This is a genomic window from Kitasatospora sp. NPDC048239, assembly GCF_043202015.1.
Classification (GTDB): domain Bacteria; phylum Actinomycetota; class Actinomycetes; order Streptomycetales; family Streptomycetaceae; genus Kitasatospora.
In genome coordinates, this window is the sequence record NZ_JBICZP010000020.1 from 90,974 (window position 1) to 105,810 (window position 14,837).

At 71.8% G+C, this 14,837-nt stretch carries 12 protein-coding genes; 11 read left to right on the top strand and 1 reads right to left on the bottom strand.

Annotated elements, in window-relative coordinates; translation table 11 throughout:
* Positions 1–11 precede the first annotated feature (11 nt).
* The 3 genes from ACGFZP_RS35390 to ACGFZP_RS35400 all read left to right on the top strand — a co-directional run bounded on the left by ACGFZP_RS35390 (position 12) and on the right by ACGFZP_RS35400 (position 5,015).
* On the top strand, positions 12–2,402 hold the full coding sequence (locus ACGFZP_RS35390) for an FxsB family cyclophane-forming radical SAM/SPASM peptide maturase (RefSeq protein WP_392940792.1): 2,391 nt from the start codon (positions 12–14) through the stop codon (positions 2,400–2,402).
* A gap of 185 nt (positions 2,403–2,587) precedes the next feature.
* Positions 2,588–3,331 carry an aminoglycoside N(3)-acetyltransferase gene (locus ACGFZP_RS35395; RefSeq protein ID WP_392940794.1) on the top strand — a complete coding sequence of 248 codons (744 nt, stop codon included), beginning with the start codon at positions 2,588–2,590 and terminating at the stop codon, positions 3,329–3,331.
* Positions 3,332–3,545: 214 nt separating this feature from the next.
* A complete protein-coding gene (locus ACGFZP_RS35400; RefSeq protein ID WP_392940796.1) occupies positions 3,546–5,015 on the top strand; it encodes a glycoside hydrolase in 1,470 nt (489 codons plus the stop codon).
* An 81-nt stretch (positions 5,016–5,096) separates the two neighbouring features.
* Here the strand turns inward: ACGFZP_RS35400 and ACGFZP_RS35405 are convergent, their stop codons facing one another.
* Positions 5,097–5,294, bottom strand: a complete 198-nt coding sequence (locus ACGFZP_RS35405) for a DUF397 domain-containing protein (RefSeq protein WP_392940797.1) — start codon at positions 5,292–5,294, stop codon at positions 5,097–5,099.
* Between the two features lie 176 nt (positions 5,295–5,470).
* Between ACGFZP_RS35405 and ACGFZP_RS35410 the strand changes: the two genes are divergently transcribed.
* The 8 genes from ACGFZP_RS35410 (at position 5,471) to fxsT (ending at position 14,808) form a co-directional block, all read left to right on the top strand.
* On the top strand, positions 5,471–5,833 hold the full coding sequence (locus tag ACGFZP_RS35410) for an ATP-binding protein (RefSeq protein WP_392940799.1): 363 nt from the start codon (positions 5,471–5,473) through the stop codon (positions 5,831–5,833).
* Complete coding sequence (locus tag ACGFZP_RS35415) at positions 5,830–6,078, top strand: hypothetical protein (RefSeq protein WP_392940801.1); 249 nt, start codon at positions 5,830–5,832, stop codon at positions 6,076–6,078. Before ACGFZP_RS35410 ends, ACGFZP_RS35415 begins: the two co-directional genes overlap by 4 nt.
* Positions 6,075–6,305, top strand: a complete 231-nt coding sequence (locus tag ACGFZP_RS35420; protein WP_392940803.1) for a hypothetical protein — start codon at positions 6,075–6,077, stop codon at positions 6,303–6,305. The genes ACGFZP_RS35415 and ACGFZP_RS35420 overlap by 4 nt, the downstream gene beginning before the upstream one ends.
* Positions 6,306–6,673: 368 nt before the next feature.
* Positions 6,674–6,973 (top strand): hypothetical protein, encoded by a 300-nt coding sequence (locus tag ACGFZP_RS35425; RefSeq protein WP_392940804.1) that lies wholly within the window; start codon positions 6,674–6,676, stop codon positions 6,971–6,973.
* Positions 6,970–8,619, top strand: coding sequence for an alpha/beta hydrolase (locus ACGFZP_RS35430; RefSeq protein WP_392940806.1), 1,650 nt, complete (start codon positions 6,970–6,972; stop codon positions 8,617–8,619). The genes ACGFZP_RS35425 and ACGFZP_RS35430 overlap by 4 nt, the downstream gene beginning before the upstream one ends.
* A gap of 29 nt (positions 8,620–8,648) precedes the next feature.
* Positions 8,649–9,194, top strand: a complete 546-nt coding sequence (locus ACGFZP_RS35435) for a hypothetical protein (RefSeq protein WP_392940807.1) — start codon at positions 8,649–8,651, stop codon at positions 9,192–9,194.
* A 281-nt stretch (positions 9,195–9,475) separates the two neighbouring features.
* Positions 9,476–10,819 carry a TIR-like protein FxsC gene (locus tag ACGFZP_RS35440; protein ID WP_392940808.1) on the top strand — a complete coding sequence of 448 codons (1,344 nt, stop codon included), beginning with the start codon at positions 9,476–9,478 and terminating at the stop codon, positions 10,817–10,819.
* The gene (gene fxsT, locus ACGFZP_RS35445; protein ID WP_392940810.1) at positions 10,816–14,808 is read left to right on the top strand and encodes an FxSxx-COOH system tetratricopeptide repeat protein; all 3,993 of its coding nucleotides are present in this window, start codon (positions 10,816–10,818) and stop codon (positions 14,806–14,808) included. The genes ACGFZP_RS35440 and fxsT overlap by 4 nt, the downstream gene beginning before the upstream one ends.
* Positions 14,809–14,837: the final 29 nt, after the last annotated feature.

Sequence of the window (14,837 nt, forward strand, 5' to 3'; positions counted from 1 at the left end):
CAGATCCTGTGATGACGCGAATTCCGCAGCCATTAACGCAATTCGTGGTCAAGATGCACAGCCGTTGCGACCTAGCCTGCGATCACTGCTATGTCTACGAGCATGCGGACACCAGTTGGCGCGGGCGGCCCAAGGTCATCGGTGACCAGGTCCTGGCCAAGGCCGCCGAACGCATCGGCGAGCACGCGGCCACGCACCGGCTGTCCGCCGTCCGGGTCGTCCTGCACGGGGGAGAACCCCTGCTCGCCGGCCCGGACCGGCTGCGCCGTGCGGTCGAGGCGTTCCGCTCGGCGCTCGCGCCCGACTGCGCCCTGGACCTGCGGATCCACACCAACGGCGTGCTGCTGGACCGCGCGTTCTGTGAACTCTTCGGCGAACTGGGCGTGAAGGTCGGCGTCTCGCTGGACGGCGACCGCGCGGCCAACGACCGCCACCGCCGCTACGCCGACGGCCGCAGCAGCCACCCCCAGGTGCTGCGGGCCGTTGGCCTGCTGCGGCTGCCCGCGTACCGGCACCTGTTCGCCGGCCTGCTCTGCACGATCGACGTCGAGAACGACCCGGTCGCGGTCTACCGCGCGCTGGCCGAACTCCAGCCCCCGGCCGTCGACTTCCTGCTGCCGCACGCCACCTGGGACGAGCCGCCGAAACGCCCGGCCGGCGCCGGGGAGGCCCCCTACGCGGACTGGCTGCTGGCCGTCTACGACCGGTGGGAGGCCGACGGGCGCCCGTTCGCCGTCCGCACGTTCGAATCGGTCCACCGCACGCTCCGCGGCCTGACCAGCCTCACCGAGTCGCTCGGCCTGGAGCCGTCCGACCTGGTGGTGCTGGAGACGGACGGCACCTTCGAACAGGCGGACAGCCTCAAGACCGCCTACGACGGCGCGCCCGCGACCGGCCTCGACGTCTTCACCCACAGCCTCGACCAGGTCGCCCGGCACCCCGGCATCGCCGTCCGGCAGGCGGGGCTCGACGGCCTGAGCGAGACCTGCCGCGGCTGTCCCGTCGTGCGGTCCTGCGGAGGCGGTCTGTACGCCCACCGCTACCGCGACGACGATGAGGGCGGCGGCTTCGACCATCCCTCCGTCTACTGCGGGGACCTCATGACGCTCATCAACGGCATCGCCGGCCGGGGAAACCCGCTGCCCGCCGTGCCCGCGCAGGGAACCGAGCCGGTGGTGCCGACGGCGCTCACCGGGCAACAGCTCGACGAACTGGCCCGCGGCCACGGCGGCACGGAGACCGTCCTGGCCCTGGCCCGCTCCCAACTCGCCCTGACCAGGGCGATGCTGGCCGCCGCCTGGGGCGCCTCGGGCCTGCGCCACTCGGCCGCGTGGGAGCAGCTGTCCACCCTCGACCGCACCGCACCCGCGGCCCTGGACGCCGTCCTGGCCCACCCGTACGCGCGGGCCTGGGCAGCCCGGCGGCTCGCGGGGGACCTCGGCTCGGGCCTCGGGCCGCTGGCCGCGCTGGCCGCCGCGGCCGCCGTCCGGGCCGGGCAGGGGGACGCGCTGGCCGTGCCCGTCCGGGGCGGGGTGCTGGCACTGCCGACCCTGGGGCGGCTGACGGGACTCCCGGACGGGGAGGCGGTCGTCACGGGGGCGGCGGGCGGTTTCACGGTCCGCACCGCCTCCGGTGAGGTGATCACCCGGGCCGACCCGCGCTGGCAGCCCGTCCACCGGGTCCGGCTGGCCGACGGCTGGACGGTCGCCCTGGAGGACACCGACCCGCAGCGCGACAGCCACGACCACCCGGTCGAGGAGCGGCTGTCCGAGGCCGAGCGCCTCAACTGGACGGGGGCGCTGCGCGAGGCCTGGGAGCTGCTCGGCCACCACCTGCCGAGCTACGCCGAGGGCGTCCGGGCGGGCCTGACCACGGTGACCCCGCTGCGGCCCGGACCGGCCGGGCGGGACCTCAGCGCGGCGGCCCGGCAGGCCTTCGGGGCGGTCGGCATCGCCAGGCCCGCCACCGCGCCGATCCTGGGGCTGCTGCTGGCCCACGAGTTCCAACACGTCAAGCTGGGCGCGGTGCTGGACCTGCTGGACCTCTACGACCCGGCGGACGACTCGCTGTACCTCGCCCCCTGGCGTCCGGACCCGCGTCCGCTCGAAGGGCTGCTCCAGGGCACCTACGCGCACCTGGCGGTCACCGAGTTCTGGGGCGCCCGGACCCTGGCCTACGACGGCCTGCCGGGCGCGGCGGCCGACCATGCGCGCCTGCAGTTCGCCCTGTGGCGCCGCTACACGGCCGAGGCCGTCGAACGGCTCGCCGGGTCGGGCTCGCTGACCGCGCTCGGCTTGCGCTTCACCGACGGCATGCGCGGGACGATCTCACCCTGGCTGGAGGTCCCGCTGCCGGCGGCCGCCGAACGGGCGGCCCGCGCGACGGCGGTGGTCCACGGCTGACCGCGCCACCGTTGACCGCGCCACCGTTGACCGCGCCACTGCTGAACGCGCCGCAGCACCGCAGCTGACCGCCCACCCGCCCCGGGCTCCCGCACCCGGGGCCCTCACCCTGGGGAACCGTCATCCTCACCGAACCCCGCGTCCTCGGAAAGACCGAACTGGCCGAGCACTTCACCGAACTCGGCGTGCGCCCCGGCGCGGTCGTCCACGTCCAGGCCTCCCTGCGGGCCCTGGGCCCCGTCCCCGGCGGCGCCGCGACCGTGGTGGACGCCCTGCTGCACGCCCTCGACGCCCCCGCCCGCGGCACCCTGGTCGCCTACACGGCCACCCCCGAGAACTCCGCCACCTCCCGGATCCACGCGGCCGCGACGGCCGGCCTCTCCCCGTCCCAGCTGGACGCCTACCGCTCGGGGATGCCGCCCTTCGACCCGGCCACCACACCCTGCTCGGAGACCATGGGCGCCCTCTCCGAACACATCCGCACCCGCGCGGGCGCCCGGCGCAGCTCGCACCCGCAGACCTCGTTCGCGGCGCTCGGCGCGCTCGCCCGGGAGATCACCCGCACCCACGAGCTCACCTCCCACCTGGGGCCGGACTCCCCGCTCGGCCGGCTCTACGACCTCGACGCGCAGGTGGTGATGATCGGCGTCCCGATGTCCCGCTTCACCGCCTTCCACCTGGCGGACCAGCGGATGCCCGACGTCCCGCTGCGCGAGTACCGCTGCGCGGGCCCGCAGGGCTGGATCTCCTTCAAGGCCCCCGACCTGGACGACCTCCACTTCGCCGAGCTGGGGAGCGAAGTCCTGCGGGAGGCCGTGGGCGTGACCGAGCGCCGCATCGGCGGCGCCCGCTGCCGCCTCGTGCCGGTCCGCGAGGCGGTCGACCTGGCCACCGACATCCTCCACCGCCGGCGCGGTACGGCGGTCTGACACCTCACCCGCCTCACCGTAGTGGCGGGGCGCCGTGCGCTGCCGCGTGCGGTTCGCACCCGTTTGAACCGATGGCGGGCCCGGCCGGCGAGGGCCCGGCCGGCGAGGGCCCGGCCGGCAGTGTGCCCGGGAGCCATTGAGTCTCCCGTGTGGTTGGTGCAAGATCGACTTCGTCGCCCTGGGGAGGGGCTGACGGAGTCCTGGGGAGGGTTCGATGATCAGTCGTCGAAGCATGCTGCGCGCTCTCGCGGCGCTGCCGGCGGGTGCGGCGGGTATGGCGCTGGGGGCCGGGACGGCCCGCGCGGACTTCGCCACGATGGTGGACCCGCAGACGGACTGGGGCGTCTGGGAGGGCTGGGGCACTTCGCTCGGCTGGTGGGCCAAGCACGTGGGGCCCGACCCGGCCCTCGCCGACGCCCTGTTCGGGCGCGGTCAGACGCAGCTCCTCGGCCAGACCGTGCCGGGCCTCGGCCTGAACATCGTGCGGTACAACGTTGGTGCCTCCGGCACCAACAGCATCGAGGGCCGGACGATGGCGCCCGCGCCCGTGATCGACGACTACAAGCACATCGAGGGATACCAACTCGACTGGTACAGCGACGATCCGGGCTCGTCGAGCTGGAACTGGAACGCCGACGCCCGGCAGCGCGACATGATGTGGCTGGCCCGGGACCGCGGGGCGGACGTCTTCGAACTGTTCTCCAACTCGCCGATGTGGTGGATGCTGAAGAACAACGACCCGTTCGGCGCGGACGACGGGAACTGCAACCTCAACGACCGCGACTTCGGGCGGCACGCCGTGTACCTCGCCACGGTGGCGCGCTATGCGCACGACCACTGGGGGATCGACTTCTCCTCCGTCCAGCCGGTCAACGAACCCGGGGCGCGGTGGGGCCACTCCTCGTGGGGCCACCAGCAGGAGGGCTGCCACTTCTCCCCGGCCCAGCAGGCCGAGCTCATCGCGCACACCCGGACACAGTTGGACGTCCGCGGCCTCGGCTGGATGCAGGTGGCCGGGCTGGACGAGTACAACTACGACTCGGCGCTGTCCACCTGGAACGCCCTCGACGACGACACCCGGCAGCGGATCGACAAGGTCAACGTGCACGGCTACTCCCCAGGCCAGGCGCGCGAGCCGTTGTACGCGGCCACCGCGGCGGCCGGGAAGCGCATCTGGCAGTCGGAGTACACGGACTGGCGCGCCGACGGGGGCCTCCTCGCCGACAACATCCACCGCGAGCTGCGGCAGCTCCACGCGACCGCCTTCGTCTACTGGCAGATCCTCGACACGGGCGGCTACGGGGCGATCGGGTTCGACGGCTCGGAGGTCTCCGCGGTCAACACCAAGTTCTTCGTCCTGGCCCACTACACCCGGCACATCCGGCCCGGCATGCGGATCATCGACGCGGGACATCCGGACGTGGTGGCGGCCTACGACGACGACGCGGGGAAGCTGGTCGTGGTCGTGGTGAACAGCGGGGACACCCAGTGGATCGACGTCCACCTCTCCCGGTTCGGCGTGATCCCCGCGGAGGGGACCATGGTCGACCGGTGGTGCACCGAGTTCGACGGGGGCAGGCGCTACGAGCACCGCCAGGACACGCGGATCAGCGGACGCCGCTTCTGGTCGCAGTTCCCGGCGCGCTCGGTGCAGACCTTCGAGGTCTCCGGAATCCACCGGTAGTCGCGGCCCACGCCGGACCCCGGAAGCCCGGGGACGCGCAGGCGGCTCCCGTGTGGACACGGGAGCCGCCTGTGAGAGTGGTCAGAGGGCGAAGTGGTCGAATTCGCCGGCCTTCGCGCCGCGGATCCAGGCGTCGAGCTTCGCCTTGGTGGTTGTGACAACTTTGGCCGGGTCGTCGGACTCACGGACGTAGACGACGTCACCGTCCGTGGCGATCTCTACGCAGTTGGCCTGGTTCCCGCTGAAGGATGACTTCTGCCAGGTGAGGTCCTGGGGCATTGCGCACCCTTCCTAGTGAAGCTTGTACAGGACGTGCTGGAGCAGGCCCCATGAGTCGCGCCTTGTAGGCAGCCGCCCGTCGGAGCTGACGTTCACCGGAGGCAATGCCGCCCCGAGCTTGCTCACGGCGACAGACCCTCCAGGTGTGCCCCCTCTACACCGCAGGGAGATTCCCCGTGTGTAACCTCAACACCCCTTCCCTCACCCTCGCCCGGCAGGCCCTGAGCGACGCCATGACGCGTGGCGGCTGGGACCAGGACGCCATCTTCGGCGCCGAACTCGCCCTCGCCGAGCTGATCGTCAACGCCTGGCGGCACGGCCGGACGGCCTCCCCGGCGGTCCTCGTCGTCCTCCTCGGCGGCACGCTGCGGGTCTCCGTCTCCGACGAGAGCTCCGAGCTCCCCGAACGGCGGACCCCCGCCGACCTCGCCGAGTCCGGGCGGGGCCTCCAGCTGGTGGAGGGCCTCACCCACCGCTGGGGTGCCGAGCCCCGCAAGCGCGGCAAGGACATCTGGTTCGAGCTGGACTGCGCCGCGTGAGCGCCCTCCAGCCGGTCGAGCCGGCCGACCCCGGGATCCGTCTGCTCACCGAGCGCCAGGTGGCCGAGATGATCGCGGATCTCCAGGCCGAGGGGCGGGAGTTCGGCATCCTGCTGCCCTCCGCCACCACCCACAGCGTCGTCGACGGCCGGGTGCTGGTCTCCTTCGGCAACGGCCCGACCAGCACCGTGATCAACCTCCTCGCCCTGCTGCGCGAGTTCAGGCGGGAGCGTGGTCGGCAGTGAGCAGCACCACGGGCAGCGCCACGACCGTCCCCTATCTCGGTGTCGAACCGTCCTGCGACCTGTCGGTGCAGGTGCGGCTCGCGGTCGACGAGCCCGTGAACGCCGGGCCGGACGGGGAACTGCTGTTCCGGCTCACCCGGGCGCAGGGGGAGGAGTTGATGCACGGCCTCGCCTGGCGGCTCGGATGGCGATGCGGGAGGCCCCTCGCGTCCGGCGGTGCGGCGTGACGGGGCTGCTGATCCTGATCATCGTGGCGGCCGTCGTCGGCGGGACCGGTCAGGTGCTGACGAGGTCGGTGCGCGAGCGGGCCGACCCGCCCGGTCCGCCAGGCGGTGCCGGGGGAGGGTGACCTGCGGGCCTCGCCAACCGGGGCGAGGCCCGCCGCCGCACCCAGGCCCGATGGTTCGCATGGCCTCTGCCGTCGCGCCACGCCATCTGAACAGGCGAGTTGGTGGAATCGAACACAAGCGTCGAGTCGGCACGTAGCATCTGGGTGCTCGTTCGGATGCGTAGCGCGACGTCGTGAGCGTAGGGTCGCTCCTTGGCTTGCATGGTTCGCATGCGCTCATATTGCCGTCTCCGGGGGGAGATCACGATGCCGGACATCAAGGTCGGTAGGGAGTTGCGCGACTCGGCGGGAGTGTCACAAGCGCTGGGGGAGGAGTTCGCCGCGCCGATCACCGCCGCGCTGAGTGCGGCGAAGGCGGCCTCGGGGCAGTTGGCCGGCTGGTCTGTGGCCGGCGCGCTGGATCAATTGGGGGCGGGCTGGGCGGCTCCACTCGACGGGGTTCGGCAGCGGTTGGCGTCCACCGCCACCAAGTTGGTGGCGAACGCGGACGCGTACGACCGAAACGAGCAGGCCATCGCCGGGGCGTGGAAGGGGGGCGTGGAGTGAGTAGTTCCTATGAGCTCCTGCTGAAGTTCGACCCGCACGGCCTGCGCGACGCCGCAAAGAGTTGGAAGGCGCTGGCCCATGCCGCGAGCGCTGTGGACTCCCGTCACCGCGCCCAGGTCAGTGGGCCGTTGCACCAGGGTTGGCGTGGCGCCGACGCCGGTGCGGCCTTCGAGTACATGACCCGTACCGAGCAGCAGGTGGACATCGTCCGGGTGGAGGCCGAGACGGTGGCCCTGACGCTGAACACCGTTGCAGACCGGATGTACCAGGCGAAGACCAGCCTTGCGGACGCGGTCCACCGCGCCCAGGACGCGGGGCTGACGGTCTCACCTGAGGGCGTCGTCGACCTGCCGACGCAGACCTGGGACGAGCGCCATGACCAGGATGCCCGGGTGGATGAGGCCCGTCGCGCGCTTGCCTCGGCGAAAGGCGCCTATCAGGACCGGATCAACGCAGCTGTGAAGGCCGCGCAGGACGCCAGCGACCAGGGCAGGACCGCCCTCAACAGGCTGGGCGCCGACATTCTGGGCGACAGGCGGGGCTACGGCGCGATCGCGGAGACCAGGCTAGATGCCGCGGAGGTGATGAGGGATCTGGGACTCGCGGGTGAGTACATGCCGGACGGCAAGGACCCGCGGAGGTCGGCCGAGTGGTGGAAAGGCCTGACTTCGGAGCAGCAGGACACCTACCTCGCCCTACGCCCAGCGGAGTTGGGTCGGATGGACGGCTTGCCGGCCACGGTACGGGACAAGGCCAACCGGCTTGTCCTCGACCAGAAGCTCGATGCGCTCGAAGCGGGCCGCCCGGCAGACTTCGGCCTCGATCAGAAGGAGTACGGGAGGCGCGTGGAAGCGCTGGCGGAGACCAGGAGGAAGCTCGCCGAGAAGGACGGAGGGAAGGACGAAGCGCACCAGATGTTTCTCCTCGGCCTCGACCCCGAGGCATACGGCGGGGACGGGCGCGCGATCGTCGCAACGGGAAATCCGGACACGGCAGCACACACCACCGTATTCGTCCCCGGCACGAACACGGATCTCACGGGTGTCCCGGGGCAGATCACGCGTATCCAGCAGCTTCAGCATCAGGCCGAGACGTACGCCAGGTCCGGCGAGAGGGTCGCTGTGATCTCCTACCTCGGCTATGACACACCCGAGAGCCTGGCGGAGGCTGCCAACCCCATGCGCGGGGTCGACGGAGCCGAGGACATGCGGCGCTTCTCCAACGGCCTCGGAGAAGCACACGGCACACCGAAGAGTCACGTCACCTACATCGCGCACAGCTATGGCAGCTATGCGGTGGGCGTCGCCGACAGTGACGGGGGCGGTCTGCACGCCGACGACATTGTCACCCTGGGCAGCCCTGGCATGGGAGTCAGCTCGGCCGATCAGTTGCACACGGCTCCCGAGCACCTGTGGATCGGTGAGGCTGCCGATGACGCGACCAGGCTGGTTGGCGGGTGGACCCTGGGCCCTGGTCCGCACATTGCGGGGTTCGGTGGGACCAACATCCACATCGATACCTCAGGGCACGGCGGGTACTGGGACGAGGGCAGCGACAGTCTGGCCAATCAGGCGAAGGTCATGGTCGGGCAGAAACCGACTACCTCCCCGAAGGAGGACCTGCTCTGGGGGTCGATCCCCCGTTGAGGTCCCGACGCAGCCGAAGGACCACAGTCATGGCAATCCCGTACACCGCCGCCGTTCGTGCAGGCCGCCTTCTGGGCGCCGTGCTGATGGCCACAGCCCTTGGAGCCTGCATGTCCTCCGCTCCCGTCCCAGGCGCGTCGGCCACCCCGGGCAAGGACGACCCACTGCCGGTCAAGTCCCGTGAGGAGGCCGAGGACTGGGCGCGGCAGTTCGTCGCGCACCTGGCCCAGGTCGCCGGTATCAAGATCAACGATGAGCCCGTCCAGCCGTTCTTCACCTCCTGCGTGGGAAGGAACGGAGAGGTGGCGCCCGACGCCCGGTTCACCCTCGCTTACGCGGTGCACAGCAATGTGCCCAACGCCCAACACAACGAGGTCGTCCGCAAGGTCAGGGACCTGCTCACGAGTGAGGGCCTCAAGATCACCGATTACCGGGAAATGCCCGACCATTCGCCGGAGTCTCTCGTCTTCGCCCGGCACCCGGTCAGCAACTACCACGTCGATGTCTCCAGCACGGCGGGCGACGATCGCATGGCCCTGGGAGTCAACACCCCCTGCCTCATGCCCCCGCCGTAGTGACGGCGGGGGTGCGGCGCCGGGAAGCATGCGGGGCTCAGGTCGGAGGGGAAGGCGTCGGGCTCGGGGGGAGTTGCGGGCCTCGCCGGCCGGAGTGAAGGCTGCTGCCGCGTGCGCCGGGGCGGCTACCGGTGCAGGCCGTGCGCCCCCGATCGTTACAGCCATGTCAACTCGCCCGGGTCGATGTGCTATTCCATTAGCCCCTCAGTCGTTCCTACACTGAAGCCCCGCGTGCGGGGACTGCGGGAATCAGGTTGCCGGCGGGCCAGGGGGAGGCGCGTGTGAACGACCATGGCTGGGACGAGGACGCAGCCCGGCCGTACTTCTTCCTCAGTTACGCCCACACCCCGAAGGCCGGTGCACGGGGGGCCGGCGACCCGAACCACTGGGTGCGGCAGCTGTACCGCGACCTGTGCGAGGCGGTGCTCCAGCTGACCACCGTGCCCGCGGGCGTCCAGGTGGGGTTCATGGACGAGTCCATGCACCAGGGCGAGTTGTGGGCCGACCGGCTCTCCGAGGAGCTGGCCACCTGCCGGGTGTTCGTGCCGCTGTACTCGCCGCGCTACTTCAACAGCGTTCCGTGCGGCCAGGAGTGGCACTCCTTCACCCGGCGGCCGGTCTACCCGGCGAACATCGACTCCGAGCGGACCAGCGGCATCGTCCCGGTCCTGTGGGCCCCGATGAGCCGCTACCGGCTGCCCGAGGTGGCGAGCGAACTCCAGTTCAACCACGCCAGTTTCGGCCCGGACTACGCCACCGAGGGCCTCTACGCGCTGATGAAGCTCACCTACTTCCGGTCCGCGTACGAGCTGGCGGTGCACCGGCTGGCGGCGCGGATCGTGCAGGTGGCGGAGGAGACGGTGATCCCGGTCGGGCGGCGGCTGGAGTTCAACGGGCTGCCGAGCGCGTTCAACGTGACCGCGCCGACCAAGCAGCTGCGGATCTCCGTGCTCTCCTACCACCAGGGCGAGGTGCCGGCGGACCGCAACCCGGACTACTACGGCGCCAAGCGCACCGACTGGCACCCCTACCGCCCGGCCGGCTCCCCGATCGCCCAGCACGCCGTCCGACTGGCACGGCAGTTGGGGTTCCAGCCGACCGTGCACGAGTTCGAGGAGGAGGCGGACGCGATCATCGGGGGCGAGGCCACCGCGCCCGGACTGCTCCTGCTGGACCGCTGGGCGCTGCGGGACGAGCAGCGCCGCGACCTGGTCCGGCGCTTCGACCGGTCGGACGCGACCTGGGTGAGCGTCCTGGAGCCGTGGAACATGGACGACCCGGAATGCGAGGAGCGGCACGGCGAGCTGGGCGGTCTGAGCGACCAGGCGCTGCGCATCACCCGCCGCGCGGGCCGGCCGAGCTTCATCGGCGCCATGGGCGGGTCGCCCGGACTGACCAGCCTGGAGGAGTTCGACGACGCTCTTCCCCGGGCCGCGATGAAGGCCAAGTACGCCTTCGAGGGCCGGACCAGGACCGAGCCGGAGGAGCCGGCGCCGCCCCGGCCCAACCTGCGGGACGCCTTCCGGCGCGGGCACGACGGGCCCGCGCCGTTCGATGACGACCACCCAGAACGCCACGGAGGCGACCACCCGGACGACGGGGCGCCCGGGGGAGGAATCACATGAGCGAGAACAAGACCAGGAACCTCCGGGTCGGCGGCCTGAGCGCCGCCGAGTTCGTCGCCCAACGGGAGGCGGAGCAGGACCGGAACGGCCGGATCATCACCTTCTACTCGTACAAGGGCGGCACCGGCCGCACCATGGCGCTGGCCAACACCGCCTGGATCCTGGCCGCCAACGGCTTCCGGGTGCTCACCGTGGACTGGGACCTGGAGGCGCCGGGCCTGGCCAAGTTCTTCCACCCGTTCCTCGACCCGGCGGTGCTGGCCGGCACCACCGGGATGATGGACCTGATCGCCGAGTACCGGGAGGAGGCGCTGCGGCCGGTCGAGCACGCCGAGGGCTGGCACCTCGACTTCGCCCGGGTGCACCCGCACGCGCTCTCGCTGGCCTGGCCGCTCTTCCCGGACGGCGGCAGCCTGGACTTCCTCTCCGCCGGCCAGTTCAACCGGGACTACTCCGAGGCCGTCACCCACCTCGACTGGGACATCTTCTACGACCGGTTCGACGGCGGGCAGTTCTTCGACGCGCTGCGGGCCGACATGAGCAAGCGCTACGACTACGTCCTGATCGACTCCCGGACCGGCCTCTCCGACATCGCCGAGATCTGCACCGTGCAGATGCCCGACGACCTGGTGGTCTGCTTCACCCTGAGCGACCAGTCCATCGACGGCGCCTCCCGGATCGCCCAGCACATCCACGACCGCTACCGCGAGCGCGGCATCCGCATCCTGCCCGTCCCGATGCGCATCGACGAGGGCGAGAAGGAGAAGGCGGACGCCGGCCGGGCGCTCGCCAGGATCCGCTTCGACGGGCTGCCGGCCGGCCTCGCCGCCGAGGAACTCGCCCACTACTGGGGCTCGGTGGAGATCCCGTACCGGCCGTTCTACGCCTACGAGGAGATCCTGGCCACCTTCGGCGACCAGGGCGGCGCCCCGACCTCGATGCTGGCCGCCTGCGAGCGGCTGACCAGCATGATCACGGAGGGCCGGGCCAACTCGCTGCCGGCCGTCGACGAGGAGGTGCGGCTGCGCTACGTGGACGCCTTCACCCGCCGCCGCCCGTCCGTCCCGGCCGACCTCTACCTCTCCTACGTGCCCGAGGACCGGATGTGGGCGGACTGGATCGAGTCGGTCCTCACCCGGGCCGGATTCCGGGTCCTGCCACGGGACCTGAGCGCCGGCTCGGACCCCCGCCAGGAGACCGAGCGGGGCATCGACGCCGCCTACCGGACGGTCGCCGTGCTCTCGCCCGCCTACCAGCGCTCGCCGCAGGCCCGCGCGCTCTGGGAGTCCGTGGTCAGCTCCGACCCGTCCGGCACCCGCCGCCAGCTGGTGCCCGTCCGGGTCGGCGACGTCCGGCTCACCGCGCCGTTCAGCAACCGCAACCCGGTCGACCTGGTCGGCCGGGACGAGACGCAGTCGGTGCAGACCCTGCTGCGGGCGCTCGGCCGCGCGGACGTCCCGCTCGCCGAGACCACCGGCACCGGCCCGCGGTTCCCCGGCAGCAAGCCGCAGGTCTGGGACGTGCCGCCGCGCAACCCCTCCTTCACCGGCCGCGCCGCCGTCCTGGAGCAGCTGCGCAACCAGCTGCGCGGCGGGATGGCCGCCGTGCTGCCCACCCCGCAGACCCTGTACGGGCTCGGCGGCGTCGGCAAGACCCAGGTGGCACTGGAGTACGCGCACCGCTTCATGTCCGACTACGACCTGGTCTGGTGGATCGACGCCGAGCAGACCGAGCTGGTCGCCCCCTCGCTGGCCGAACTGGCCCGCCGGCTCGGCCTGCGGGTCGGCGACTCGGTCACCGAGGCCGCCGAGGCCGCCCGGGAGGCGCTGCGGCGCGGGGTCCCGACCGCGCGCTGGCTGCTGATCTTCGACAACGCCGACGAGCCCGCCGAGATCCGCCGCTTCTTCCCCGGCGGCTCCGGCCACATCCTGGTCACCTCCCGCAACCAGGCCTGGTCCGGGCACGCGGAGGCGCTCGAGGTCGACGTCTTCACCCGCGGCGAGAGCGTCGAGCACCTGTGCCGGCGCGCCCGCGGCCTCTCCCGCCCCGACGCCGACCGGGTCGCCGAGGCGGTCGGCGACCTGCCGCTGGCCGTCGAGGTCGCCGCGGCCTGGCTGGACACCACCGGAACGCCCGTCGACACCTACGTCTCCCAGCTGCAGGCCGAGGCCGCCCGGGCGCTGGCCGTCGCCCGCCCGGCCGACTACCCGACGCCGGTGGGCGCCACCTGGAACGTCTCCATCGCCCGGCTTCGCACGCAGTCCCCGGCGGCCGTCCGACTGCTGCAGCTCTGCGCGTTCTTCGCGCCGGAGCCGATCTCGATGAACCTCTTCTACAGCGACCAGATGATCCGCGCACTGGTGAAGTACGACGAGGACCTCAACGACAAGTTCATGCTGGGCAAGGTGATCCAGGCGATCGGCCGGTACGCGCTCGCCAAGGTCGACGCCGGCAGCAACAGCTTCCAGGTGCACCGGCTGGTCCAGGCGGTGATCCGCTCCGAGATGACCGAGGACGAGCAGGAGGTCGCCGTCCATGAGGTGCACCGCATCCTGACCGGCGCCCGGCCGGTGCTCGGCGACACCGACGACCCGGCCAACTGGCCCGCCTTCGACGAGATCTGGCCGCACCTCTCGCCCTCCAAGGCGCACAACTGCGACGAGGCCGACACCCGTCAGCTGCTCATCGACCGGGTCCGCTACCTGTGGAAGCGCGGCGAGTTGGAGCGTGCCCGCGACCTCGGCCACGCGCTGGACACCGAGTGGAGCCGCAAGCTCGGCATCGACGACCGGCAGACCCTGCTGCTGCGCTTCCAACTCGCCAACGTCCTGCGCTCGCAGGGAAACTACGCCGAGGCCCTGGCGCTCGACGAGTCCACCCTGGCCCGCCAGCGGGTGCTGCTCGGCGAGCACCACCCGTACACCCTGATGACGGCCGGCTCGCTGGGCGCCGACCGCCGGGCGCTCGGCCGGTTCCAGGAGGCACTCGAACTGGACCGTGAAATCCTCGACCAGTTCCGCGAGTTGTTCGGCGAGGACCACCCGCGCACGCTCTCCATGGCGAACAACCTGGCGATCGACTTCCGGCTGGTCGGCGACAGCGAGGCGGCCCGCGACCTGGACCGCGAGACCCTGGACCGGCGCACCGCCGTCCTCGGCCCGCGCCACCCGTACACCCTGTCCACCAAGTCCAACCTCGCCCGCGACCTGCGCGAACTCGGCGACTACAAGGGCTCGGCGGACCTGCTCCAGGAGGTCACAGCCGACTTCGGCGACGTGCTGGAGCCGGACCTGCCGGAGAACCTGCGCAACGCCAAGTCGCTGGCCGTGTCGCTGCGCAAGGCCGGACAGCTGGCCGAGGCCCGCCGGATCACCAAGGAGACCTACGAGCGCTACCTGGAGCGGTACGGCGCCGACGCGCCCGACGCGCTGGCCTGCGCGCTCAACCTCGCCGCCGACTACAGCGCCTCCGGCGACAAGGAGGCGGCCCGCGACCTCGCCGTCACCGTGTACGAGGGCCACCGGCGGCTGTTCGGCGACGAGCACCCGTTCACCCTGGCCTGCGCCAACAACCTCGGCATCTACCTGCGCGGCAGCGGGGACGTCCGGGAGGCGATCGACCGCGGGCGGGCGACGGTCGACTCGCTGATGAACACGGTCGGACCGGAGCACCCGTTCACCCTGAACGCGATGATCAACCTCGCCAACGCCTACGGCGACGACGGCCAGTACGACCGTGCCGAGGAGCTGGAGCGCGCGGCCTACACGGGCCTGTGCGAGCGGTACACGCCCCGGCACCCGGACGCCGTGGCCTGCGAGGCCAACCTGGCCGTCACCCTGCGCTCGGCCGGCCGGCACACCCAGGCCGCCGAGCTGCGGGCCAGGTCGGTCGCCGAGCTGATCCGCCAGTTCGGCGAGGAGCACCCCAACACCGTCTCGGCCCGGGGCTGGAAGCGGATCAACCGGGACCTGGAGCCGCAGCCGGTGTGAGCAGGGCGAGCGGGCCGAGCGGGGAGAGC

Bases quoted from the DNA above. Each gene is read 5' to 3' on its own strand.
- ACGFZP_RS35390 (WP_392940792.1), top strand. From the start codon at position 12: ATGACGCGAATTCCGCAGCCATTAACGCAATTCGTGGTCAAGATGCAC.
- ACGFZP_RS35400 (WP_392940796.1), top strand. From the start codon at position 3,546: ATGATCAGTCGTCGAAGCATGCTGCGCGCTCTCGCGGCGCTGCCGGCG.
- ACGFZP_RS35405 (WP_392940797.1), bottom strand. From the start codon at position 5,294: ATGCCCCAGGACCTCACCTGGCAGAAGTCATCCTTCAGCGGGAACCAG.
- ACGFZP_RS35425 (WP_392940804.1), top strand. From the start codon at position 6,674: ATGCCGGACATCAAGGTCGGTAGGGAGTTGCGCGACTCGGCGGGAGTG.
- ACGFZP_RS35435 (WP_392940807.1), top strand. From the start codon at position 8,649: ATGGCAATCCCGTACACCGCCGCCGTTCGTGCAGGCCGCCTTCTGGGC.
- fxsT (WP_392940810.1), top strand. From the start codon at position 10,816: ATGAGCGAGAACAAGACCAGGAACCTCCGGGTCGGCGGCCTGAGCGCC.